Source organism: Rhodococcus sp. IEGM 27, from assembly GCF_033142305.1.
Classification (GTDB): domain Bacteria; phylum Actinomycetota; class Actinomycetes; order Mycobacteriales; family Mycobacteriaceae; genus Rhodococcus_F; species Rhodococcus_F oxybenzonivorans.
This window is the reverse complement of the sequence record NZ_JAWLSG010000002.1, coordinates 177,477-201,960: the sequence shown is the minus strand read 5'-3', so window position 1 is coordinate 201,960 and position 24,484 is coordinate 177,477. Positions and strand designations below refer to the sequence as shown.

Below are 24,484 nucleotides of genomic sequence, written 5' to 3'. Positions count from 1 at the left end.
AGGAGTCTATGTGCCACGCCAATTCTCATACAACGCGGCACCATTCTCAGGGAATTGTTATCTGGCGGAGAGACTCGGATTTGCTCTGTCAGTCGGTCGAAACAGGCTCCGGAAGCGTCGTTGGTTTCCAAGAAGGCCTTGACTTTTCGAACTCAGAAATGGCCTCTACCTGCCGTAATGTCAATCCGATGTCGTCCAGACCCTCAATCAGGCGCCAACGGGTGTAGTCATCAATCTCAAAGGGCACCACAGTGGTTCCGGCCGTGACCGTCTTGTTTTCGAGATCGACGGTCAATTCGAGACCCGGCTGCTCGTCGAGCAACTTCCAGAGCAGTTCCACGTCCGATTGGGCCACCTGAGCGGCCAGCAGGCCGGCCTTGCCGGCGTTCCCACGGAAGATGTCGGCGAACCGCGACGCGATCACGACCCGAAAACCGTAGTCGGATAGTGCCCACACCGCGTGCTCCCGGGACGACCCCGTGCCGAAGTCGGGACCAGCGACCAGAACGCTGCCCTTGTCGTACGGTGCGACGTTGAGAACGAAGGAGGGGTCACCCCGCCACGCGGCGAAGAGGCCGTCCTCGAAACCTGTGCGCGTCACTCGCTTCAGATACACGGCCGGAATGATCTGGTCCGTGTCCACGTTGGATCGCCGCAGCGGAACGCCGATACCTTTGTGTGTGCTAAAGGATTCCATCGAAAAATCTCCTAAATTCCTTGAGTCCTAGGCCAGATCTGCCGGAGCGGACAACGTTCCCCGGACCGCGGTCGCGGCGGCCACGAGCGGCGAAACGAGATGCGTCCGACCTCCCTTGCCTTGACGTCCCTCGAAGTTTCGGTTGGACGTGGAGGCCGAACGTTCCCCCGGCGCCAGCTGATCCGGGTTCATTCCGAGGCACATCGAGCACCCGGCCTGGCGCCACTCGGCACCCGCAGCGGTGAAGATCTCGCCGAGTCCTTCCTTTTCCGCCTGCGCGCGAACCCGCATCGAGCCGGGCACAACGAGCATCCGGACGCCTTCCGCAACGTGGCGGCCACGCAGAACCTCGGCAACGGCACGAAGATCCTCGATCCGGCCGTTGGTGCACGAGCCGACGAAGACGGTGTCGATCGCAACCTCACGCAACGGGGTCCCGGCTTCGAGTCCCATGTAGGTCAACGCTTTCTCGGCCGCCTGCCGTTCGCTCTCGTCGGCGATGTCGGCGGGGTCGGGAACGGCCTCACCGAGCGGCAGACCCTGCCCGGGGTTGGTGCCCCACGTCACGAACGGCGTCAAAGTGCTCGCGTCGATGTGGACTTCGTTGTCGAAAACGGCGCCCTCGTCAGTCTTCAGCTGTTCCCACGCCGCCACTGCGGCGTCCCAGTCGGCGCCCTGGGGAGCATGCGGACGACCCTTGATGAATTCGTAGGTGGTCTCGTCGGGTGCGATCATCCCGGCGCGGGCGCCCGCCTCGATCGACATGTTGCAGATGGTCATCCGCGCTTCCATCGACAGCTTCCGAATCGCCTCGCCGCGATATTCCAGAACGTAGCCCTGACCGCCGCCGGTTCCGATCTGCGCGATGACGGCGAGAATGAGGTCTTTACTCGTGACACCGTCGGGCAATTCGCCGTCGACGGTGACAGCCATCGTCTTGAAGGGCCGCAGCGACAGCGTCTGGGTCGCCATGACGTGCTCGACCTCGCTCGTGCCGATTCCCATCGCGAGTGCGCCGAAGGCGCCGTGCGTGGAGGTGTGGCTGTCACCGCACACCACCGTCATGCCCGGCTGTGTCAGACCCAGCTGGGGGCCGACCACGTGCACGATGCCCTGATCGATGTTTCCCATCGGATGGAGACGGACACCGAACTCCTCGCAGTTCCGCCGGAGCGTGTCGACCTGAGTCCGGGAGATGGGGTCTGCGATCGGCTTGTCGATGTCCACGGTGGGAACGTTGTGGTCCTCGGTGGCGATTGTGAGATCCGGCCTGCGCAGGGGCCTGCCGGCGAGCCGCAATCCGTCGAACGCCTGCGGGCTCGTCACTTCGTGAACGAGATGCAGGTCGATGTAGATGAGATCGGGATTGTTCCCCTCACCCCGAACGACGACATGGTCGTCCCACACCTTCTCTGCCAGGGTGCGTGCTTTCTCCGCCATCTTCTCCACCTCTGTGTGTCACTTCGCACAGCGGGCTTCGGGCCGGTCCGCGGTGCGCTTGATGTCGTCAGTCTCATCCCGGGCACGCACTCGACGGAAGCCGTAGGTGCGCTATGATCCCACCATGCGAGAAACTGGTATCGACCTATGAGACAGCATAGCGGCATCGGAGTGCTGGACAAAGCGGTAGGCGTGCTACATGCCGTGGCCGAGAAGCCCTGCAGCCTCACCGAACTGTGCTCGCGCACCGGACTACCCCGTGCCACCGCACACCGGCTGGCCGTAGGTCTCGAAGTGCACCGCCTCCTCACCCGGGACACGGACGGACTCTGGTGCCCCGGCCCAGGCCTGGCCGAACTCGCTGCCACAGCCAATGATCCGCTCGTGTCGGCAGCAGCGCTCGTGCTTCCGCGGCTGCGCGAGATCACCGGGGAGAGCGTGCAGTTGTACCGCCGGGAAGGCACCCAGCGCATCTGTGTGGCGGCCATGGAACCGCCGACCGGCCTGCGCGACACCGTCCTCGTCGGTGCCCGGCTTCCGATGAGCGCCGGCTCGGGCGCCAAGGTGCTACTCGCGTGGGCGGATCCCCAGACTCAGCGCGCCGTTCTTCCCGACGCCGCATTCGGCGAACGCGTCCTCCTGGAAGTCCGTCGGCGAGGCTGGGCGCAGAGCGCCGCCGAACGGGAACCGGGCGTCGCCAGCGTCGCCGCGCCCGTCCGCGACGGGAACGGTTCTGTCATCGCCGCCATTTCGGTGTCGGGGCCCATCGACAGAATGGGTAGACGGCCCGGTGCCCGGTGGGCGGCTGATCTCCTCGCCGCTGCGGAAGCGTTGCACAAGCGACTGTGAATATGCTCGGTCTCATCCGTACCGCGACAGGAGAGACTTGATGGGCAGCAATCAGCGAGCACAGATCACGATGACGGATTCGGAGATCACCGAATTCGTCGACCACAGCAGGGTCGCGACTCTCGCAACGGTGGGTGCGGACGGCCGACCGCACCTCGTGGCCATGTGGTACGCCGTGATCGACGGCGAGATCTGGTTCGAGACCAAGGCGAAGTCGCAGAAGGCAGTCAATCTGCGCCGAGACGACCGTGTCACGATCCTCATCGAGGACGGTGACACCTACGACACCCTGCGGGGTGTGTCGATCGACGGACGGGCCGAGGTCGTCGACGATCCGGACGCGCTGTTTGCCGTCGGCGTCAGCGTCTGGGAGCGGTACACGGGCCCCTATTCCGATGAACTCCGCCCCGCGGTCGACCAGATGATGCACAAGCGGATCGCTGTTCGTGTGGTTCCCGACCGTGTCCGGAGCTGGGACCACGCAAAGCTCGGTCTCCCGGCCCTGCCCGTAGCCGGGACCACCGCCGCCTACCTGACACAACCCGCTCGCCGACAGTGACGCGCGACGACTGATTCTTCTGCCACTTCCGCCCCTGGGAAAAATGAGGCGCATTCTCCATTCCACCGGCGTAACTTCACACAGTGAACCATCTACCGAGGGAGTTCGCCGTGGCCGAAGCGAGTAACGAAGAAATGCGCAAGAAATTCCGTGAGGCACTCGAGCGGAAGAATCATCAGGCCGGAATGTCCACTCAGCACAAGGACGGCAATTCCAAAGTGCATCACGTGCACGGCCCGGCCGATCACAAACGCGAATTCCGCCGCAAGAGTGGATAAGCGAGCACACTGACAGAAAGAGAAACACCCTCCACCGAAGTGGAGGGTGTTTCTTGTGTAGCCCCGACGGGATTCGAACCCGCGCTACCGCCTTGAGAGGGCGGCGTCCTAGGCCGCTAGACGACGGGGCCAAGAACTCGGTAGTGCACTAACTGATATTGCACGAACCTGGTGTTGCTCTGGAAGCTCAGCAAGCATAACTTGCTGAAGTTCGGTAACAAAATCGGCCGAACTTCCGCTGGGGTACCAGGACTCGAACCTAGAATGGCGGTACCAGAAACCGCTGTGTTGCCAATTACACCATACCCCAATGGCCTGTTCGGACCGCTGAGCCGGAGGGCTCCGCGGGCCGCTCGGGCCGAAGAAGAGATTACCAGCCTAGTGGCGGGATTTACCAAATCGCCTGGTCAAGGGCGGTTTCTCTCGTCCTTCGGCCGTCGGCCACTCTCAGTCGGCGATACTCGCGCGAGCTGAACGCAACCGGGACAGTGACACGTCGCGCCCGAGCAGTTCCATCGACTCGTAGAGGGGCGGGCTGATGTGCGAGCCGGTGATGCCGACTCGGACCGGGGCGAACGCCTTCCGCGGCTTGAGACCCAGTCCGTCGACGAGCGAGGCCTTCAGGGCCTCCTCCAGCGACGCTGCATTCCACACCGCGACGGCTTCCAACGAAGCCAGGGCGGCGTCGAGGGCGGGCGCAGCATCGGCACCCAGGTTTTTGGCTGCGGCGGCGGGATCGATGGTGAAATCGTTCTCGTCCACGAACAAGAATTTCAGCAGTCCCCAGGCGTCGGACAGCACCACGATCCGCGTTTGGACGAGTTCTGCCGCCGTCGCGAACACCGCCTCGTCGACCGTCTCCCCCAGATGTCCGTGCACGGTGAGGAAGGCGCGCAACCGCGCAGCGAAATCGGCGGGCTCGAGGAGCCGGATGTGCTCGGCGTTGATGGCGTCGGCCTTCTTCTGGTCGAACCGCGCGGGATTGGAGTTGACCTTCGTGATGTCGAAGGCTGCGACCATCTCGTCCAGCGAGAACACGTCGTGATCGTCGGAAATGCCCCAGCCGAGGAGGGCGAGGTAGTTCAGCAGGCCCTCGGGTACGAAGCCGCGGTCGCGGTGAATGAACAGATTCGACTCGGGATCCCGCTTGGACAGCTTCTTGTTGCCCTGACCCATGACGAACGGGAGATGGCCGAATTGCGGCGTGAAATCCGCCACACCGATGCGCTGCATAGCCTCGTAGAGGGCCAGCTGCCGGGGCGTCGACGAGAGGAGATCCTCGCCGCGCAACACGTGGGTGATCTTCATCAGGGCGTCATCGACAGGATTGACCAGGGTGTACAGAGGTATGCCGTTTCCACGGGTGAGCGCGAAGTCGGGCACCGTACCGGCCTTGAACGTGGTGTCACCACGGACGAGGTCGACCCAGCCGAGGTCGTGATCGGGCATACGCAACCGGACGACGGGCTTGCGTCCTTCGTCCAGATAGGCCTGGCGCTGCTCCGGAGTGAGATCTCGGTCGAAGTTGTCATACCCCAGCTTGGGATCGCGGCCGGCGGCCTTGTGCCGCTCCTCGACCTCTTCCGGCGTGGAGAAGGACTCGTAGGCTTCACCCGCCGCCAGAAGCTTCCCGACCACGTCCAGGTGGAGTTCGCGTCGCTGGGACTGCCGGTAGGGCTCGTAGGGCCCACCGATCTCCGGGCCCTCGTCCCAATCCAAGCCGAGCCAGCGCAGCGCATCCAGGATCGCCTGGTACGACTCCTCACTGTCACGGGCAGCATCGGTGTCCTCGATACGGAACACGAACGACCCGCCGTTGTGGCGGGCGAAGGCCCAGTTGAACAGGGCGGTACGGACGAGCCCCACGTGCGGGGTTCCGGTGGGCGACGGGCAGAAACGGACGCGAACTTCGCTTGTGGTCATGGCTCACTTGGGTCGACGCTGGGAAAACGGACCCCTACAGGCTAGTCCGCCCCCCAGGTCGACACGAGAGCCGTCAGCGCTTTGCGGTCACGGGGTTGGTGAGTGTCCCGATACCACCGATGGTCACACTGACACTCTGACCCTCGACGATCGGCCCGACGCCTTCCGGCGTGCCCGTGAGGATGACGTCGCCCGGGAGGAGAGTCATGACCGCGGACACCCATTCGATGATCTTCGGAATGTCATGGAGCAGAAGCGAAGTGTTGCTGCTCTGCTTCACCTCTCCGTCCACCTCGGTCGTGATGTCGACATCCGACGCATCGAGCTGCGTTTCGATCCAGGGCCCGAGGGGGCAGAAGGTGTCGTGGCTCTTCGCTCGAGTCCACTGAACGTCCTGGCGCTGATGATCACGCGCCGACACGTCGTTGGCGGCCGTGTAGCCGAGAACGACGTCGAGGGCCTTGGCCGCCGGGACGTCCTTGCACGGCCGGCCGATCACCACGGCCAACTCACCCTCGTAATGAACCTCGTTCGAGGATTTCGGCAGGACGATCGCCGCGTCCGGGCCCACGATCGACGTATTGGGCTTGAGAAAGATCACCGGATCCGCAGGCGCTTCCCCACCCATCTCCGCGGCGTGGGCGGCGTAGTTCTTGCCGACACAGACCACTTTGCTGGCGAGTATGGGGGCGAGCAGGCGAACGTCGTCCAGTGGCCAGCTGCGACCGGTGAAAGTAGGAGTGCCAAAAGGGTGCTCGGCGATTTCCCGGGCCGTCAGGGAGCCGTCCTCCCCCTCGATACTCACGAACGCAACACCATCGGGACTTGCCACTCGACCAAGACGCATGCCCGAGAGTCTATCGCCCGGCATCGGGCGGCCTCCGGCATTCCCACCCGGGAGGGTATAGACTCCGACCGTTCGCCAATATATGGGACCTTAATCCTAGATACTGAGATTGACATGACTACAACGAACGTCGAGGCCACCGCCGTCGGATCGGCGCGCAAGTGGTGGATGCTGGCACTCGGGATGTTTGCGCAGGCGGCGCAGGCGGTCTTCGTCAACGGCGTGGCCTTCCTCATCCCGGAACTACAGGCGAGCCACGGCCTGAGTTTGGCCCGCACCGGACTTCTCGTCGCAGCGCCCACCGTCGGCGTGATGCTGACATTGATTGCGTGGGGCGCGCTGGCCGACCGGTACGGCGAACGCACCGTGCTCGCCATCGGAATGGCGGTGACTGCGGCCGCCGGACTCGGAGCTGCCTCGTCCGGATCACTCTCCGCCACGGGCGTCTTCCTCGTCCTCGGCGGTATGGCCGCGGCCTCCGCGAACGCGGCGAGTGGACGAGTCGTGGTCGGCTGGTTCCCACCCGAACGCCGGGGTCTCGCCATGGGAATCAGGCAGATGTCCCTCCCCCTCGGGATCGCGTGTGCAGCGCTCACCATGCCTTCCCTCGCACACGAACACGGCATCGGCTGGGCTCTGGCATTGCCGACCGCCCTGTGCGCGGCCGCAGCACTCGCCTGCGCAATCGGAGTCGTCGACCCGCCACGACCGAGTCGCACGTCGGCCGCGGGGCTCGAGATGCTGGCGAATCCGTACCGGAACAGCAGTACTCTGTGGCGAATCCACGCCGTATCGGTGCTACTCGTCGTCCCGCAATACACGGTATGGACCTACGCCCTCGTCTGGCTCATTTCCGAAAGGCATTGGGAGGCAACCGCTGCAGGCCTACTGGTGACCGTCGCTCAGGTTCTCGGCGCACTCGGACGGATGGCAGTCGGCGTCTGGTCGGACGCCGTCGGTAGCCGATTGAGGCCACTTCGCTGGGTGGCCGCCGCCGGCGGACTGTCGATGGCGGCGCTGTCCCTGTCGGATTCGGCCCCGTCCCTGCTGGCGATACCGGCGCTCGTCGCCGCCTCCGTTGCCACCGTGGCTCCCAACGGCCTCGCGTTCACGGCCGTTGCCGAGATCGCCGGTCCGTTCTGGGGCGGACGCGCACTCGGAGTCCAGAACACGGGACAATTCGTCGCTGCGTCACTGGTCCCGCCCACCTTCGGGGCGCTGATCGGAATACTCGGCTTCCCGCTGACCTTCGCTATCGCGGCGGCCTTTCCGGTGGTTTCCATACCGATGATCCCCCTGGCCGGGTCCGCAGACCCGGCCAGGGGGACCGGAAAAGACTAGAGACCAACCGCGTTTCTAGAGTGCTGCGGCAATCCGGTCGCCCACCTCTGCGGTCACGACCGCAGCGTCACCGCGCGAAGCCAGATCCGCTTCGACAGCGGTCTCGATACGGACGGCATCCTCGTCACGCCCGAGATGGCGCAGCAGCAGGGCCGCAGACAAGATGGCCGCCGTGGGATCGGCGATGCCACGGCCGGCGATGTCCGGGGCACTACCGTGAACCGGTTCGAACATCGAGGGATTGGTGCCGGACGCATCGATGTTGCCCGACGCCGCCAGACCGATACCCCCGGTCACCGCACCCGCGAGATCGGTGATGATGTCACCGAACAGGTTGTCGGTGACGATGACATCGAAGCGCGACGGATCGGTCACCATGTAAATGGTGGCCGCGTCGATGTGGCAGTACGCCGTCTCGACGTCCGGGTACTCGGCCGAGACGGTCTCGACCGCGCGGGTCCAGATTGCACCGGCGTTGGAGAGCACGTTCGTCTTGTGTATCAGGGTGACGTGTTTGCGTCGAGTCTGCGCGAGCGCGAAGGCGTAGCGCACCACCCGCTCCGCGCCGAACCACGTATTGACCGACACCTCGGTGGCAATCTCGTGGGGAGTACCGACTCGGATTGCGCCACCGTTACCCGTGTACGGGCCCTCGGTCCCCTCGCGCACCACCACGAAGTCGATGTCCGGTTGTGCGGCGAGCGGCGACTTCGTTCCCGGATAGAGCTGGGAGGGACGGAGATTCACGTGGTGGTCGAGCGCGAATCGCATGGTGAGCAGGAGTCCTCGCTCGAGGATGCCCGGTGTCACGGACGGGTCGCCGATGGCACCCAGCAGGATCGCGTCGTGGGTGCGGATCGCCGCCAGATCAGCGTCCGGCAGAAGTTCACCGGTGGCGTTGTATCGACGGGCGCCGAGGTCGTACTCGGTGGTTTCGAGGTCGGGTACGAGCTTCCGCAGCACCTTCAGCGCCTCGGCAGTGACCTCGACACCGATTCCGTCACCGGGAATGACCGCAAGCTTCATGAACGCCTCACTTCATCAGAGAACCGTGCGCGTGTTCCGGCACGAGGTGCCGGAACACGCGCACGAAAGAATTTCAGGCCAGGTCGACGAGTTCGATCTTGGTGGCGCCCACTGCGGTGGAGATCGCGTCACGCACGTCGGCAGGAACCTCGCGATCGACCCGCAGGAGAATGGTGGCACCCTCACCCTCGGCGTCCTGGCTGAGCTGCGCGGCCTGGATATCGATGCCGGCGTTGCCCAGCTGGGTGCCGATCTTGCCGAGCGCACCCGGCTGGTCGGTGTAGTTGATCACCAGGTTCAGGCCTTCCGCGCGCAGTTCGAAGTTGCGTCCGTTGATGTTGACGATCTTCTCGACCTGCTGAGGACCGGTCAGGGTACCCGACACGCTGATGACGCTGCCGTCACCGAAGACGCCGCGAAGGTCGACGACGCTACGGTGGTTGGGGCTCTCGGCGGCCTTGGTGACCTCGGCCGTCACACCACGCTCTTCCGCGAGGGCAGGCGCGTTGACGAACGTCACCGCGTCCTCGATCACCGCCGAGAACACGCCACGCAGAGCCGACAGTGCCAGCACCTCGACGTCCTCGGAGGCGAGCTCGCCGCGCACATCGACGGACAGATTGACTGGGACCTCGCCCGACAGCGCCCCGAGGAGCACACCCTGCTTGCGAACGATTTCGAGCCACGGGGCGACTTCCTCACCCACGGCGCCACCGGACACGTTGACGGCGTCGGGAACGAAATCGCCTGCAAGAGCCAGCAATACGGACTTCGCGACATCGGTGCCGGCGCGGTCCTGAGCCTCACTCGTGGAGGCGCCGAGGTGCGGCGTCACGACGACCTCGGGAAGGTCGAACAACGGGCTGTCCGTGCAGGGCTCGGTCTCGAACACGTCGAGGCCCGCAGCACGCACGTGACCCGACTTGATGGCCTGGGCCAGTGCCGCCTCGTCGATCAGGCCACCGCGGGCGGCATTGACGATGACGACACCCTTCTTGGTCTTGGCAAGGTTCTCCGTACCGATCAGGCCCTTGGTCTCCGGAGTCTTGGGAAGGTGGACCGAGATCAGATCGGCGCGCTGCAGCAACTCGTCGAGCGAAACCAGCTCGATGCCCAACTGGGCGGCACGGGCCGCGGACACATAGGGGTCGTAGGCGATGACGTGCGTCTCGAACGCCGCAAGACGCTGAGCGAAGAGCTGACCGATCCGGCCGAGCCCGACGACGCCGACGGTTTTGCCGAAGATTTCGACACCGTTGAACTTGCTGCGCTTCCACTCACGGTCACGCAGGGTGGAATCGGCTGCGGGGATCTGGCGGGCCGCGGCGAGCATCAGCGCGACAGCGTGCTCGGCTGCAGTGTGAATGTTGGACGTCGGCGCGTTGACCACCATGACACCGCGCTCGGTGGCGGCCGGGACGTCGACGTTGTCGAGGCCGACACCGGCGCGGGCGACGATCTTGAGCTTGGTACCGGCGGCGAGCACCTCGGCGTCGACGGTGGTGGCGGAGCGGACGAGGATCGCATCGGCCTCGGGCACCGCCGCGAGCAGGGCCGGGCGATCAGGTCCATCGACCCAACGCACCTCCACACCGTCGCCCAATGCCTCGACGGTGGACGGCGCGAGCTTGTCGGCGATCAGAACAACAGGACGGCCTGGCTGGCTCACGTGCAAACTCCCTGATTAGGTGGGTGTGGAGGTGTTTTAACCACACACAGCTTAGTCCGCCCTCACCGGGAATCCGCATCCCGGTAGGCAATACCACATAGTGGACGCCCGCGACAGCGGAAACGGTCCGATACGACACCGGCCCAACGCCACACCCGGGTGCTCTGTCGAGACCGAGGTGACATTGGGCCGGCGTCGTGCGCGCAACGGTAAAGCGATGAAACCTAAGCGGTTTCGGTGATCGGCCGGTCGACCCAGCTCATCAGGTCGCGCAGCTTCTTGCCGGTGACCTCGATGGGGTGCTCGGCGTTGGCCTTGCGCAGACCCTCGAGCTCGGTGTTGCCGTTCTCGACATTCGCGACGAGGCGGCGGGTGAACTCACCGGACTGGATGTCGGCGAGGATCGCCTTCATACGCTCCTTGGTGCCGGCATCGATGACGCGCGGGCCGGAAAGGTAGCCACCGAACTCCGCGGTGTCGGACACCGAGTAGTTCATGCGGGCGATGCCGCCCTCGTACATGAGGTCGACGATGAGCTTGAGCTCGTGCAGCACCTCGAAGTACGCCATCTCGGGCGCGTAGCCGGCCTCGACCATGACCTCGAAACCGGTCTTGACCAGTTCCTCGGTGCCGCCGCAGAGCACTGCCTGCTCGCCGAAGAGGTCGGTCTCGGTCTCTTCCTTGAACGTGGTCTTGATGACGCCGGCGCGGGTGCCGCCGATGGCCTTGGCGTAGGACAGCGCGAGCGCCTGGCCCTCACCCTTGGGGTCCTGGTCGATCGCGATGAGCGCGGGAACACCCTTGCCGTCGACGAACTGACGGCGAACCAGGTGGCCGGGTCCCTTCGGGGCGACCATGCCGACCGTGACGAACTCCGGGGCCTTGATCAGGTCGAAGTGGATGTTGAGGCCGTGTCCGAAGAACAGCGCGTCGCCGTCCTTCAGGTTGGGCTCGATGTCGTTCGTGAAGATCGACGCCTGAGCGGTGTCGGGTGCGAGCACCATGATCACGTCGGCCCACTCGGACACCTCGGCCGGCGTGCCGACCGTCAGGCCCTGCTCCTCGGCCTTGGCGCGCGACTTCGAGCCTTCCTTCAGACCGATGCGGACATCGACGCCCGAATCGCGCAGGCTCAGCGAGTGCGCGTGGCCCTGGCTTCCGTATCCGATCACAGCGACCTTACGGCTCTGGATGATCGACAGATCGGCATCGTCGTCGTAGAACATCTCGACTGCCACAGTTCAACCTCTTTCTTGGAATTTGCGTATCTAAAGTACTAGCGAGTGGCCGTGATGGACTTCGGCCCCCGTCCCACGGCCACGACCCCGGACTGCACGATCTCCCGGATGCCGTACGGATCGAGCATCCGCAACAATGCATCCAGCTTGGATCGCGTTCCTGTCGCCTCGATCGTGACCGACTCCGGGGAGACGTCGATCACCTTGGCGCGGAACAGATTCACTGTCTCGATCACCTGAGTGCGCACGCTGGCGTCGGCACGCACCTTGATGAGCAGCAACTCGCGGGCGACGGAGGCGTCACCGTCCTGCTCGACGATCTTGATGACGTTGATCAGCTTGTTGAGCTGCTTCGTCACCTGCTCGAGCGGGAACTCGTCGACGGTCACGACGATGGTCATACGCGAGATCTCGGGGATCTCGGTGCCGCCGACGGCGAGCGACTCGATGTTGAATCCACGACGGGAGAACAGCGCGGCCACCCTGGCCAGCACGCCCGGCTTGTCCTCGACGAGAACACTGAGGGTGTGGCTGGTGCTCACTGATCTTCCTTCCCGGCCGCTGTGGCCGCGCCCGAACGCTGTTCGCGTTCCATGGCCTCGTGAATGACTGCGGGCTCCGCCGCGGCCTCGTCGTCGTCGAACAGCGGCCGGATGCCCCGAGCCGCCATGATCTCGTCATTGCTGGTGCCCGCTGCGACCATCGGCCACACCTGGGCGTCGGCGCCGACGATGAAGTCGATCACCACCGGCCGGTCGTTGATGGACTGCGCCTCACGGATCGCCGCCTCGACGTCTTCCTCGCGCTCGACCCGGATTCCGTGACACCCCAACGCTTCTGCGAGCTTGACGAAGTCGGGGATGCGGATCGCACCGTGCGTACCGAGGTTGGTGTTGGAGTAGCGCTGGTCATAGAAGAGCGTCTGCCACTGGCGAACCATGCCGAGGTTGCCGTTGTTGATGAGCGCAACCTTGATCGGGATTCCCTCGAGTGCGCACGTCGCAAGTTCCTGATTGGTCATCTGGAAGCAGCCGTCGCCGTCGATGGCCCACACCTCGGTGTCCGGCTTGCCCATCTTCGCGCCCATGGCGGCAGGCACGGCGTAGCCCATCGTGCCGAGCCCACCGGAGTTCAGCCACGTACGGGGCTTCTCGTAGTTGACGAACTGCGCAGCCCACATCTGGTGCTGTCCGACTCCGGCGCAGTAGATCGCGTCGGGACCGGCGAGCTTGCCGACCGCCTGGATGACGAACTCGGGAGACAACGCGCCGTCCGACGGGCGGTCATAGCTGAGCGGGTACGTCCGCCGGATCCCGTCGAGATACGCCCACCACTCGGTGAGGTCGAGAGTCGTCCCGGTCGCCCGGTCCGCCTTGATGGCCTCGATCAGCTCGACGATGACCTCTTTGCAGTCGCCCACGATCGGAACGTCCGCGTACCGGTTCTTCCCGATCTCGGCCGGGTCGATGTCGGCGTGGATGACCTTGGCGTCGGGTGCGAACGAGTCGAGCTGACCGGTGACGCGGTCGTCGAACCGCGCGCCCAGGGTGATCAGCAGATCACTGCGCTGCAAGGCGGCCACGGCCGCAACCGTGCCGTGCATGCCGGGCATGCCGCAGTTCAGGGTATGACTGTCCGGAAACGCACCGCGCGCCATGAGAGTGGTGACCACCGGGATACCGGTCAGCTCGGCGAGCTCGAGCAGTTCGGGTGAGGACTCCGACTTGATCACACCGCCACCGACATACAGCACCGGCTGCTTGGAGTCGGCGATCAGGCGCGCTGCCTCACGGACCTGCTTGCCGTGCGGCTTGGTGACGGGACGGTAGCCGGGCAACCGCATCTCCGGCGGCCACGAGAACGTCGTCTGCGCCTGCAGGACGTCCTTCGGGATGTCGACGAGTACCGCACCGGGGCGCCCACTCGACGCGAGATAGAAGGCTTCCGCGATGATCCGCGGGATGTCGACGCCGTCGGTGATGAGGAAGTTGTGCTTGGTGATCGGCATCGTGATGCCGGAGATGTCGGCTTCCTGGAAGGCGTCGGTTCCGATCAGGCTGCGGCCCACCTGGCCGGTGATCGCCACGACCGGAACAGAGTCCATCTGAGCGTCCGCCAGTGGCGTGACCAGGTTGGTGGCACCCGGGCCGGACGTCGCCATGCAGACACCGACCTTGCCGGTCGCCTGGGCGTACCCGGTGGCGGCATGGCCTGCACCCTGCTCATGACGAACGAGGACGTGCCGGACCTTCTTCGAGTCGAAGAGAGGGTCGTAGACAGGCAGAACCGCACCACCCGGAATACCGAATACCGTGTCGACCTCGAGCTCCTCGAGGGCTCGGACCACGGACTGGGCGCCGCTGACCCGCTCGGGGGCGAGTTGGCGGCGGCTACCGGTCTGCGTCGCGGCGGCCGCGGTCGTAGGGCTGGCAGCCCCCGACTTGCGCGGCGTGGGTTGAGGCCGTGCGGTTGGTGCGCTCACTGGGAAATCCTCTGATTCTGGCTCCGGGCAACAAAAAACCCCCGTCAGCAAATGCTGTACGAGGGTGGCGCGTCGTTTCTGGCGAGTTGAAGAAATCGACTCAGGCGACGACGCGCCGGCCGATTACGAGCAACTCATTCTGTTTCACGCGCTCGACGGTAGGCGCGCTAATGGTGAACAGTCAACTTGGTGAGTCGGCCGTCCCAGAATGTGAGATACGTCGGCTGCGGTGCGAAGATGTAGAGGTGTCAACTCCGCAGCAGCCCGTGCCACCAGAGTCATCATCCCACACGACCGACATCCCCAAGCAGGTCATCCGAATTTCGCCACTCGCCTATATCGGATGCGCCTTCCTGCTCTTCGCCGTCTCGTTCCCCATCTTCGGCTGGCCGGCCGCCTTCGGGTGGCTCCTCGTGGCCCCGATCCTCGCCGCGGCATGGGTCGCCCGGGTTCGGACCACCGTCACACCCGAGGGACTTCACGTGCGAAGACTGGTCGGCGGGCGGGCCCTCTCGTGGTCGGAGATCACCGGATTCCACTTCCCGAAACGCGGCTGGGCGCGCGCCACGCTGACCGACGGCGGCGAGGTGGCTCTCCCTGTCGTCACCTTCGATCGTCTTCCCCAACTCGCCGCGGCGAGCGGTGGGCGGATCCCCGACCCCTACGCGGCGGCCGCGGCGGACGCGGATCAGGCGCCCGACCCGGCCTCCGACGGTGAAGACCCGGACAAGAACCAGCCGCGCACTGACGGCGGATAACGCGCGAGTAGCGTTGATCAGTACTTCCGTACGCTGACTAAGGAATACGCTCATGCCCCCGCTGAGGTCCCGAACCACCACCGCAGGACGAAATGCCGCCGGCGCCCGCGCGCTGTGGCGTGCGACCGGAATGACCGACTCCGACTTCGGTAAGCCGATCGTCGCGATTGCGAACTCCTACACCCAGTTCGTCCCCGGGCACGTCCATCTCAAGAACGTGGGTGACATCGTCGCCGACGCCGTGCGCGCTGCCGGTGGGGTACCTCGCGAGTTCCACACGATCGCCGTCGACGACGGAATCGCCATGGGACACGGCGGCATGCTCTACTCCCTCCCCAGCAGGGAAATCATCGCCGACTCCGTCGAGTACATGGTCAACGCCCACACCGCCGATGCGCTCGTGTGCATCTCGAACTGCGACAAGATCACTCCGGGCATGCTCAATGCCGCACTGCGGCTGAACGTTCCCACGGTCTTCGTCTCGGGTGGGCCCATGGAAGCCGGCAAGGCGGTGGTCGTGAACGGTGTGGCCCAGGCGCCGACCGACCTCATCACCGCAATCTCGGCGAGCGCCAGCGACGAGGTCGACGACGAAGGGCTCGCCGAGGTCGAGCGCAGCGCCTGCCCGACCTGTGGGTCCTGTTCGGGCATGTTCACCGCCAACTCGATGAACTGCCTTACCGAGGCACTCGGACTCGCGTTGCCCGGCAACGGTTCCACACTGGCCACCCACGAGGCCCGGCGCGCGCTCTTCACCCGCGCGGGCACCACCGTCGTCGAAGCAGCCCTGCGCTATTACAAGGACGACGACGAGTCGGTCCTCCCGCGCAACATCGCGACGCCCGCCGCGTTCCGCAATGCGATGGCCCTCGATGTCGCGATGGGTGGTTCCACCAACACGGTGCTGCACACCCTCGCTGCCGCCCAGGAGGGCGAGGTGTACGACTTCGATCTCGACAAGATCGACGAGATCAGCCGCAAGGTGCCGTGCCTGTCCAAGGTCTCACCCAACTCGGACTACCACATGGAAGACGTGCACCGAGCGGGTGGAATCCCCGCGATCCTCGGCGAACTCCGCCGGGCCGGGCTGCTCGAAAGCGACGTCTCGACCGTGCACACAAAGAGCTTCGACGAGTGGCTCGACACGTGGGACATCCGGTCGGGCAAGGCTTCCGACGAGGCCGTCGAACTCTTCCATGCCGCACCCGGTGGTGTCCGCACCACCGAGCCGTTCTCGACGAACAACCGCTGGTCGTCACTCGACACGGACGCCGCGAACGGCTGCATCCGCGACTTCGAGCACAAGCACACGGTCGAGGGCGGTTTGGCCGTACTCCGCGGCAACATCGCCGTCGACGGCGCAGTCATCAAGACGGCGGGAATCGACGAAGACCTGTTCCACTTCCAGGGGCCCGCGCGCGTCGTGGAGTCGCAGGAAGAGGCGGTGTCGGTGATCCTCGGTAAGAAGATTCAGCCCGGTGAGGTCCTCGTCGTGCGCTACGAGGGTCCCGCCGGCGGGCCGGGAATGCAGGAGATGCTGCACCCCACGGCATTCCTCAAGGGCTCCGGCCTCGGGAAGAAGTGCGCGCTGATCACCGACGGCCGGTTCTCCGGCGGTTCCTCCGGACTGTCCATCGGCCACATCTCCCCCGAGGCCGCCAGCGGCGGCGCCATCGGCCTCGTGGAGGACGGCGATCAGATCCTCATCGACATCGCGACCCGCACGCTGAAGCTCCTCGTCGACGACGAGGTGCTCGCCGAGCGCCGGGCGAAGATGGAGTCGTCCGAACGTCCGTGGCAGCCGGTGAACCGCGAACGCACGGTCACTACCGCACTGCGCGCCTACGCGGCGTTGGCGACCTCCGCCGACAAGGGAGCGGTGCGCCAGGTCCCCTGACCGACGATCGATTCGGGTGCACGATGCCGGGCACCGCTGTGGAGCTTCCTTCGCCGCGGTGCCCGGTTTCTTTCTTCCTCGGCGAGGGCCGATCCGCCGTGACGTGACCGCAATCACGAGGTAGTCAACTCGCTCAGAGCCCGAGCCGCTCGCACGACCTCCACTGATCATTCTGATCAGTTACCGGCCCGCTCCTTGCACACGGCGCTCAGTAGTGGTTCCCTCAGTTGGCCGATGAGACCTACATCACATCGGCGCACAGCCACCATCCTCCGGCCCACGAGGCCACCGGGAACACAACCTAGGAGCGACACATGCCAGGAGTCGGCATATGGCGAACGAAATCCGTCGAGCAATCGATCGCGGACACCGACGAGCCTGACACTCGGCTGCGGAGGGAATTGACCGCCAAGGATCTCACCGTCTTCGGCGTGGCTGTCGTGATCGGTGCCGGCATCTTCACGCTCACGGCCCGCACCGCAGGCAACGTCGCCGGGCCGTCCATCTCGCTCGCTTTCGTACTCGCCGCCATCGCGTGCGGGCTCGCCGCGCTGTGTTACGCCGAGTTCGCGTCCACCGTTCCAGTGGCCGGAAGCGCATACACCTTCTCGTACGCCACCTTCGGCGAATTCGTCGCCTGGATCATCGGCTGGGACCTCATCCTCGAATTCGCACTCGCGTCGGCCGTGGTGGGTAAAGGCTGGTCGCTGTATCTGGGCAACGCGCTCGGCTTCAGCGGCGCCACCACAGCGCATCTCGGGCCGATCGACTTCGACTGGGGTGCGCTGATCATCGTCGGCGCTATCACCGCCGTGCTCGCCATCGGCACCAAGGTCTCCTCCCGCGTCTCTGCGATCATCACGGCCATCAAGATCGCCGTCGTTCTTCTCGTCATCGCGGTGGGCGTCTTCTACATCAAGAAGGAGAACTACGCGCCCTACATTCCGCCCGCCGAGGGTGCGTCGAGTACTGCGCAGGGCGTGCACCAGACCCTGTTCTCCTTCCTCACCGGCGCCGACGGCAGCAGCTACGGCTGGTACGGCCTGCTCGCCGCGGCCAGCCTCGTGTTCTTCGCCTTCGTCGGGTTCGATGTCGTCGCCACCACTGCCGAGGAAACCAAGAACCCGCAGAAGGCTCTGCCCCGCGGCCTCCTGGGCTCCCTCGCCATCGTCACCGTCCTCTACGTCGCCGTCACCCTCGTCCTCACCGGCATGGTCAAGTACACCGATCTGAAGACCGGGAGTCCGCTGGTCGGTGACAGCAGTGCCACTCTCGCCACCGCTTTCGAGGCACACGGCATCACCTGGGCGCAGACGGCCATCAACTTCGGCGGCCTCGCCGGCCTGACCACCGTGGTCATGGTCATGATGCTCGGACAGACCCGAGTGCTCTTCGCGATGTCTCGGGACGGACTGATGCCGCGCGGGCTGGCCAAGACGGGCACCAAGGGGACGCCAGTTCGGATCACCCTGATCGTCGGGGCGGTCGTGGCTTTCCTCGCCGCGTTCTTCCCCATGGGCACGCTGGAAGAGATGGTGAACATCGGCACGCTGTTCGCGTTCGTGCTGGTCTGCATCGGTGTGATCATTCTTCGCCGCACGCGGCCCGACCTGCCGCGCGGTTTCCGCGTCCCGCTCGTTCCGCTGGTTCCGATCCTCGCCGTCGCCGCCTGCGGATGGTTGATGCTCAATCTCTCGGTGGAGACGTGGATCCGGTTCGTCGGGTGGATGGCACTCGGTGTGCTGATCTACTTCGCGTACGGCCGGCGCAAGTCCGTCCTGGGCCGGCGTCTAGCCGCCGAGGCAGAGCCGCCGGAAGAGGAGAAGCTCCCCGGGTTCGCACAGAACTGATTTGCACAGAACTGACCTGAGAGACATGACTCCGCCGCACCTCCCTGAGAAGGTGCGGCGGAGTCGTCTGCGAAGTCAGATGAGCGGGTTGGCCCCGTTGAGGAAGATCCAGGTGCAGACGCCGGCAGCGACACCCAAGATCAGCGCGACGAACGAACCGATGAACGGACGGGTCGCCCATCCCCGGCGACCGTCGAGAGAGATGCGACCGGGCCCGGTGAGAATGATGACCCCGGCGCAAACACCGAGCAGGGTCTCGTACTCGGTTCCCGCAGGCGCGAAGTACTCGAGGCCCGGTTCCGCCGTCTGGCGGAACGCCCACGCGTTGATCATTACCGCGAGAACCGAAGCAGCGGCCAGTGGCGTCACCAGTCCGAGGATCAGCAACGCCCCACCGGCGACCTCACCGACAGCACCCAGGATCGCCAGGAGCTTCGCCTGCTGGAATCCGGAGTTCGCCAGCATCTCCTCGAACCCGTCGAGACCCGGGCCGTTCCATATCCCCGTCAACTTCTGCAGTCCGTGCACCAGAGCCGTGCCGCCCACTGCGAGGCGCAGTGCGAGCAACCCGAGATCCAGGGTTCCGCGACCGATTTTCACGTCACCGTCACCCGCCGTCCCGACCGCGGTCGTACCCGGCGATGCGGCCGCTGCGGCGGAAGTGCCGCCGAGAACCTCCGTCGGCTGATCCGATCCGAACGACCCCGAGTCCCGGTAGGCCGGGATCTGCTCGGTCGGCAGACCCGCGCCCCGAGAGTCACCGAAATCCAGTTCGTCGTCGGTGTGCGGAAGCGTGCGTCCCCCGGAACCCGCCGCCGGCGTGGCCGTCGGAAAACGCTCCGTCGGAGAGTCGTACGGGCTGGAGACCTTGCCGTAGTCCGGTGAGGCGCCGTGGTCCGAGGCACCGGGGTCCGGCGACTCGCTGGGATCTTTCCGCATGTCAGTCACACCGTCCAGGGTAGGTCGGCGCGGGGAACATCGCCGGGAAGCAGGTGCGGCGTGGCGGTGACGCCGCACCCTTCCGTAACGTTTCACTCATGATGGTGGGTGGGCTGAGCCGCAGGGCGACCGGCAGATCGACATGGATGGTGTCCGTGCTGTGCGTCACCGCGTTGCTCGCGGCAGGCTGTGCGAAGTTCGACGATTCGGCCTCCTCACCGTTCAGCCCCGAACCTTCCGAGGCGTCGGGTGCCGAGGTAGAGCCCGAGAGTCCGCCTCCGTCCACCACCACACCCCCACCGCCCAGCGGGCCGCTCGGACCGTGCCAGGATCCGGACCCCAGTGTCATCGCCACCTGTCTCGACACCACGGGCGGGCTCGTCGTCCTTCCCGACGCAGCCACCGCGCTGGTCGCAGAACGACGTACCGGACGCATCCTCGAGGTCGCACAGGGTCGCCAGCCCAGAGAGATAGCGCACATCGACGTCGACGCCAGTTCCGACGGCGGACTCCTCGATATCGCACTGTCACCGAGCTTCGTCGAGGACAACTTGATCTACGCCTACATCTCGACTCCCACCGACAACCGGGTGGTGCGGGTGGCACCGGGCGATACGGCCAAGGAAGTGCTCGGCGGGATACCGCGTGGGAATGTCGGCAATGCCGGTTCACTCGAATTCTCCGGCGACGAACTCATGGTGCTCACCGGAAACGCCGGCAATCCTGCCGCCGCGTCCGATCCCGCCTCTCTCGCCGGCAAGCTGTTGAAGGTCACCGCGCTGTCACCCGCCCCGACCCCCGCGCAGCCCCGCCCGCAGGTCGTCCTGTCCGGCATCGGGACCGCCGGTGGGGTGTGCGTCGACCCCGGTGTGGCGGTCTGGGTCACCGACCGCACACCCCTCGAGGATCGCCTGCAGCGCGTGAGTGCCGACGGTGCCGTGTCCTCCCCGGTGTGGACGTGGCCGGAGCGCCCCGGAGTGGGGGGCTGCGTGGCGGCGCAGGATGTCGTCGCGGTGTCGTTGAGCACGGCCAAAGCAATGTCGGCGCTCGCCGCCGACCCCAGCACCGGAGCGGTCACCACTGCCCCGGGCGTCATCGTCCAGGATCGGTACGGCCAGCTCGGTGGGGCCGCCCTCGGACCGGACGGGCTGATCTGGGTCAGCACGGTGAACAAGACAGCGGGTCAGCCCGGCCCCAACGACGACCGCGTGATCAAGATGCCGTTGCCCTCGGGCGGCGGCGGGTTCGACTGATCGGCTCCGCTCCGCCCCGCGTGCACCCCCTGCACATATGCACGCGGCAGCGAGGGTCTAGCTGCACGCCTCGATGACGAGTTCCTTGACGCGTGCGGGATCTGCCTGACCCCGCGTCGCCTTCATGACGTCGCCGACGATCTTGCCTGCAGCGGCCACCTTTCCGCCGCGAATCTTGTCGGCGATATCAGGGTTGGCTGCCAAGGCCTCGTCGACGGCAGCCTTCAGCTTGGTGTCGTCCCGCTCGACCACGAATTCCGGATGGTTCGCGACAACCTGCTTGGGGTCGCCCTCGCCGTCGAGGACGCGGTCGACCACCTGGCGCGCCACCTTGTTGTTCAGTGTGCCGTTGTCGATGAGCGCGACCACCTCGGCCACCTGCGCCGGGGTGATCGGCAGGGCCGTCAACTCCACGCCGCGGGTGTTGGCCTGCTGGGCGAGGTACGACACCCACCACGACCGTGCGGCTTCCGGGGAGGCTCCGGCGTCGGCCGTGGCGATCACCAGGTCGAGGGCACCTGCGTTCACGAGGTCGCGCATCACCTCGTCGGAAACACCCCAGTCGGCTTGGATCCGGGCCCGACGGACCCACGGCAACTCCGGCAGTGTGCCGCGGAGTTCCTCGATCCATTCGGCGCTGGGCGCTACGGGCTCGAGGTCGGGTTCCGGGAAATAGCGGTAGTCCTCGGCGGTCTCCTTGCGCCTGCCCGGCGAGGTGGTGCCGTCCGCCTCCTGGAAGTGGCGTGTTTCCTGGATCACCGCACCCCCCGACTCCAGCACGGCGGCCTGGCGGCGCATCTCGTACCGGACCGCCACCTCGACGCTCTTGAGGGAGTTGACGTTCTTCGTCTCGGTCCGGGTTCCCAGTTCGGTAGCACCGATCGGCATCAGCGACACGTTGGAGTCGCAGCGCATCGAGCCCTGGTCCATGCGCACGTCCGACACCTTCAGCGACTTCAGCAGATCACGGAGGGCGGTGACGTAGGCGCGGGCCACCTCGGGCGCTCGCGCACCGGCACCACTGATGGTCTTGGTCACGATCTCGACCAGCGGCACGCCCGCCCTGTTGTAGTCGAGTAGCGAGTGGCTTGCTCCATGGATACGGCCGGTCGCCCCGCCGACGTGCAGCGACTTCCCGGTGTCCTCTTCCATGTGGGCACGCTCGATCTCGACGCGCCAGGTGGTGCCGTCGTCGAGGACGACGTCGAGGTAACCGTCGGTGGCGATCGGCTCGTCGTATTGCGAGATCTGATAGTTCTTCGGCTGGTCCGGGTAGAAGTAGTTCTTCCGCGCGAAACGGCCCCACGGCGTGATCGAGCAGTTCAGCGCCAGACCGATCCGGATCGCGGACTCCACCGCCGCCTCGTTTACCACCGGCAACGACCCCGGCAGGCCCAGGCACACCGGGCACACCTGCGTGTTCGGCTCCGCCCCGAACTCAGTTGGGCACGGGCAGAACATCTTGGTGTTGGTGCCGAGCTCTACGTGTACCTCCATGCCGAGAACAGGCTCGTACTTGGCGAGCACATCGTCGTAGTCGAGGAGGGCAGGCGCGTCGACAGCAGTCATGCAGAAGAGTTTATGCGCCTGCTCGCGTGCCGAAAAACGCGGTCAGCCGAAAAAGGCGGCTGCCTCGTCGTACCGCTCGCGCGGCACGGTCTTGAGGTGACGGGTGGCATCGGTGAGCGCCACCAATTCGATCGACGTGCCGTGCAAGGCCACCATCTGCCCGAAGTCTCCGCGGTGGACCGCGTCCGTGGCGTGCACCCCGAAGCGGGTGGCGAGTACCCGGTCGTACGGGGTGGGAGTGCCGCCCCGCTGCACGTGCCCGAGAACCGTTGTCCGTACTTCCTTGCCGATGCGGCGCTCGATCTCGGCGCCGAGCTGCTGCGCGACACCGGTGAATCGTTTGTGCCCGAACTCGTCGATGCCGCCTTCGCGCAGCGTCATCGACTCGGGGGTGGGTGCCGCACCCTCGGCGACAACACAGATGAAGTGGGAGTCGCCCCTTTGGAACCGCTTCTTCACCATGTCGCACACCTCCGCGACGTCGAACGGCACCTCGGGAACGAGGGTGAGGTGCGCGCCCGTCGCCAGACCCGAGTGCAGCGCGATCCAGCCGGCGTGTCTGCCCATCACTTCCACCAGCATGACCCGTTGGTGCGACTCTGCCGTGGTGTGCAACCGGTCGATCGCATCCGTCGCGATGGACAGCGCGGTGTCGAAGCCGAACGTCACGTCGGTGCAATCGATGTCGTTGTCGATGGTCTTCGGAACCCCGATGACCGGGACACCGCTTTCTGCCAACCATCCTGCGGCAGTGAGCGTTCCCTCACCTCCGATCGGAATGAGGGCGTCGATCCCGTTGTCGTCGAGGGTTTGGCGGATCTGGTCCAGTCCGGCTTTCAATTTGTCCGGGTTCACCCGGGCCGTTCCGAGGATGGTGCCACCGCGGGTGAGGATGCGGTCGATCCGGTCGTCGTTGGACAACGGAACCTTGCGATCCTCGAGCAGGCCGCGCCACCCGTCCCGGAATCCGACCACCGAGCTGCGGTACCGACCGTCGGCAGTACGCACCACCGCCCTGATCACCGCGTTGAGTCCGGGGCAGTCGCCGCCGCCGGTCAGGATCCCGATCCGCATCCAAGCACCCCTCGTTCTCCCGTTGCGGCGCCGTCTCCCGGAGGGACGGCACCTCGTGTGGTGATGGTGGTTCTCCTTATCCATCTTGCCGCTCCGGCGCCGTGAGAGCACCTCGGACCGCCGGGTTCTTTTTCAGCCCGGTGTGACGAGGCCACTCTCGTAGGCAAGTACCACGGCCTGTGCGCGGTCGCGGAGATCGAGCTTGGACAGCACCTTTCCGACGTGCGTCTTGACGGTCTGCTCGGCGACGAACAGGCGGTCGGCTATCTCGGTGTTGGACATCCCGCGGGCGATGAGTTCGAGAACCTCCCGCTCGCGCGGGGTCAGCGCCGACAGCGCAGCGGGTTTACGACGCGTAGTGCTGCGGCGGCTGGTCACGTCGGCGATGAGACGCCGGGTGACGGTCGGCGCCAGAAGTGCCTCCCCGTCGGCGACGACGCGGACCGCACGAACCAGTTCTTCGGCGGGCGCATCTTTGAGCATGAAACCGCTGGCTCCGATACTGAGTGCTTCGTAGACATAGTCGTCGACGTCGAAGGTGGTGAGCATCAGCACACGCACCGGGGGGTCGAATCCGGCCGACAGGATCATGCGCGCCGCATCGAGGCCGTTCATCTCCGGCATCCGGACATCCATGAGCACCACGTCGGGACGCAGACGTTTGACCTCGGTCACCGCCACAGCCCCGTCCGGTGCGTCGCCGATCACGCTGATGTCGGGCTGTGAGGAGAGGAGGGCGCCGAAGCCCTGACGGACCATGGCTTGATCGTCTGCGATGAACACGGTGATGGCCAC

Annotated in this window: 21 protein-coding genes and 2 tRNA genes; 8 read left to right on the top strand and 15 right to left on the bottom strand. The window is 65.6% G+C overall.

The annotated features are described in order from the left end of the window. Positions 1-88: 88 nt before the first annotated feature. Positions 89-697 carry a 3-isopropylmalate dehydratase small subunit gene (leuD, locus tag R4P95_RS07305; protein ID WP_109331021.1) on the bottom strand — a complete coding sequence of 203 codons (609 nt, stop codon included), beginning with the start codon at positions 695-697 and terminating at the stop codon, positions 89-91. A 27-nt stretch (positions 698-724) separates the two neighbouring features. Then, positions 725-2,146, bottom strand: a complete 1,422-nt coding sequence (gene leuC / locus R4P95_RS07300; RefSeq protein WP_213571638.1) for a 3-isopropylmalate dehydratase large subunit — start codon at positions 2,144-2,146, stop codon at positions 725-727. A 138-nt stretch (positions 2,147-2,284) separates the two neighbouring features. Here leuC and R4P95_RS07295 point away from each other — a divergent pair, with 138 nt between their 5' ends. The 3 genes from R4P95_RS07295 to R4P95_RS07285 all read left to right on the top strand — a co-directional run bounded on the left by R4P95_RS07295 (position 2,285) and on the right by R4P95_RS07285 (position 3,823). After that, positions 2,285-2,986, top strand: coding sequence for an IclR family transcriptional regulator (locus R4P95_RS07295; RefSeq protein ID WP_109331025.1), 702 nt, complete (start codon positions 2,285-2,287; stop codon positions 2,984-2,986). Positions 2,987-3,026: 40 nt separating this feature from the next. Next, entirely contained in the window at positions 3,027-3,545 is a 519-nt protein-coding gene (locus tag R4P95_RS07290; RefSeq protein WP_317746501.1) for a PPOX class F420-dependent oxidoreductase, read from the top strand. Positions 3,546-3,655: 110 nt separating this feature from the next. Then, a complete protein-coding gene (locus R4P95_RS07285; protein ID WP_159926095.1) occupies positions 3,656-3,823 on the top strand; it encodes a DUF5302 domain-containing protein in 168 nt (55 codons plus the stop codon). Positions 3,824-3,881: 58 nt separating this feature from the next. Here R4P95_RS07285 and R4P95_RS07280 read toward each other — a convergent pair. The 4 genes from R4P95_RS07280 to R4P95_RS07265 all read right to left on the bottom strand — a co-directional run bounded on the left by R4P95_RS07280 (position 3,882) and on the right by R4P95_RS07265 (position 6,593). Continuing rightward, positions 3,882-3,954, bottom strand: a tRNA-Glu gene (locus tag R4P95_RS07280). A gap of 107 nt (positions 3,955-4,061) precedes the next feature. Continuing rightward, a tRNA-Gln gene (locus R4P95_RS07275) sits at positions 4,062-4,133 on the bottom strand. A gap of 137 nt (positions 4,134-4,270) precedes the next feature. Continuing rightward, positions 4,271-5,746 (bottom strand): glutamate--tRNA ligase, encoded by a 1,476-nt coding sequence (gene gltX, locus R4P95_RS07270; protein WP_317746500.1) that lies wholly within the window; start codon positions 5,744-5,746, stop codon positions 4,271-4,273. A 73-nt stretch (positions 5,747-5,819) separates the two neighbouring features. Further along, positions 5,820-6,593, bottom strand: a complete 774-nt coding sequence (locus R4P95_RS07265) for a fumarylacetoacetate hydrolase family protein (protein ID WP_317746499.1) — start codon at positions 6,591-6,593, stop codon at positions 5,820-5,822. A gap of 114 nt (positions 6,594-6,707) precedes the next feature. Between R4P95_RS07265 and R4P95_RS07260 the strand changes: the two genes are divergently transcribed. Then, the gene (locus R4P95_RS07260; protein WP_317746498.1) at positions 6,708-7,934 is read left to right on the top strand and encodes an MFS transporter; all 1,227 of its coding nucleotides are present in this window, start codon (positions 6,708-6,710) and stop codon (positions 7,932-7,934) included. A 15-nt stretch (positions 7,935-7,949) separates the two neighbouring features. Here R4P95_RS07260 and R4P95_RS07255 read toward each other — a convergent pair whose 3' ends face one another. The 5 genes from R4P95_RS07255 to R4P95_RS07235 all read right to left on the bottom strand — a co-directional run bounded on the left by R4P95_RS07255 (position 7,950) and on the right by R4P95_RS07235 (position 14,349). Next, on the bottom strand, positions 7,950-8,960 hold the full coding sequence (locus R4P95_RS07255; RefSeq protein ID WP_109331032.1) for a 3-isopropylmalate dehydrogenase: 1,011 nt from the start codon (positions 8,958-8,960) through the stop codon (positions 7,950-7,952). A 73-nt stretch (positions 8,961-9,033) separates the two neighbouring features. Beyond that, entirely contained in the window at positions 9,034-10,629 is a 1,596-nt protein-coding gene (gene serA / locus R4P95_RS07250) for a phosphoglycerate dehydrogenase (protein WP_159926091.1), read from the bottom strand. 224 nt (positions 10,630-10,853) lie between these two features. Continuing rightward, positions 10,854-11,855, bottom strand: coding sequence for a ketol-acid reductoisomerase (ilvC, locus tag R4P95_RS07245; RefSeq protein ID WP_317746616.1), 1,002 nt, complete (start codon positions 11,853-11,855; stop codon positions 10,854-10,856). A gap of 50 nt (positions 11,856-11,905) precedes the next feature. Beyond that, positions 11,906-12,409: an acetolactate synthase small subunit gene (gene ilvN, locus R4P95_RS07240; protein ID WP_109331036.1), complete on the bottom strand. Its 504-nt coding sequence runs from the start codon at positions 12,407-12,409 to the stop codon at positions 11,906-11,908. Beyond that, on the bottom strand, positions 12,406-14,349 hold the full coding sequence (locus R4P95_RS07235) for an acetolactate synthase large subunit (RefSeq protein ID WP_213571634.1): 1,944 nt from the start codon (positions 14,347-14,349) through the stop codon (positions 12,406-12,408). The genes ilvN and R4P95_RS07235 overlap by 4 nt, the downstream gene beginning before the upstream one ends. A 266-nt stretch (positions 14,350-14,615) precedes the next feature. Here R4P95_RS07235 and R4P95_RS07230 point away from each other — a divergent pair, with 266 nt between their 5' ends. From R4P95_RS07230 to R4P95_RS07220, 3 genes are all read left to right on the top strand, one after another. Then, entirely contained in the window at positions 14,616-15,107 is a 492-nt protein-coding gene (locus R4P95_RS07230) for a PH domain-containing protein (RefSeq protein WP_317746615.1), read from the top strand. A gap of 52 nt (positions 15,108-15,159) precedes the next feature. After that, complete coding sequence (gene ilvD, locus R4P95_RS07225; protein WP_159926089.1) at positions 15,160-17,004, top strand: dihydroxy-acid dehydratase; 1,845 nt, start codon at positions 15,160-15,162, stop codon at positions 17,002-17,004. Positions 17,005-17,318: 314 nt separating this feature from the next. Continuing rightward, positions 17,319-18,854 (top strand): amino acid permease, encoded by a 1,536-nt coding sequence (locus tag R4P95_RS07220; protein WP_317840472.1) that lies wholly within the window; start codon positions 17,319-17,321, stop codon positions 18,852-18,854. A 75-nt stretch (positions 18,855-18,929) separates the two neighbouring features. Here the strand turns inward: R4P95_RS07220 and R4P95_RS07215 are convergent, their stop codons facing one another. Continuing rightward, positions 18,930-19,793: a DoxX family protein gene (locus R4P95_RS07215; protein ID WP_213577880.1), complete on the bottom strand. Its 864-nt coding sequence runs from the start codon at positions 19,791-19,793 to the stop codon at positions 18,930-18,932. Between the two features lie 98 nt (positions 19,794-19,891). Between R4P95_RS07215 and R4P95_RS07210 the strand changes: the two genes are divergently transcribed. Further along, positions 19,892-21,046: a PQQ-dependent sugar dehydrogenase gene (locus R4P95_RS07210; protein WP_213571632.1), complete on the top strand. Its 1,155-nt coding sequence runs from the start codon at positions 19,892-19,894 to the stop codon at positions 21,044-21,046. Positions 21,047-21,103: 57 nt separating this feature from the next. Here the strand turns inward: R4P95_RS07210 and gatB are convergent, their stop codons facing one another. From gatB to R4P95_RS07195, 3 genes are all read right to left on the bottom strand, one after another. Next, positions 21,104-22,615: an Asp-tRNA(Asn)/Glu-tRNA(Gln) amidotransferase subunit GatB gene (gatB, locus tag R4P95_RS07205; RefSeq protein ID WP_213571631.1), complete on the bottom strand. Its 1,512-nt coding sequence runs from the start codon at positions 22,613-22,615 to the stop codon at positions 21,104-21,106. Positions 22,616-22,657: 42 nt separating this feature from the next. Then, entirely contained in the window at positions 22,658-23,689 is a 1,032-nt protein-coding gene (locus R4P95_RS07200) for an ATP-dependent 6-phosphofructokinase (protein WP_109331051.1), read from the bottom strand. Between the two features lie 132 nt (positions 23,690-23,821). Then, positions 23,822-24,484 (bottom strand): response regulator, encoded by a 663-nt coding sequence (locus R4P95_RS07195; protein ID WP_213571630.1) that lies wholly within the window; start codon positions 24,482-24,484, stop codon positions 23,822-23,824.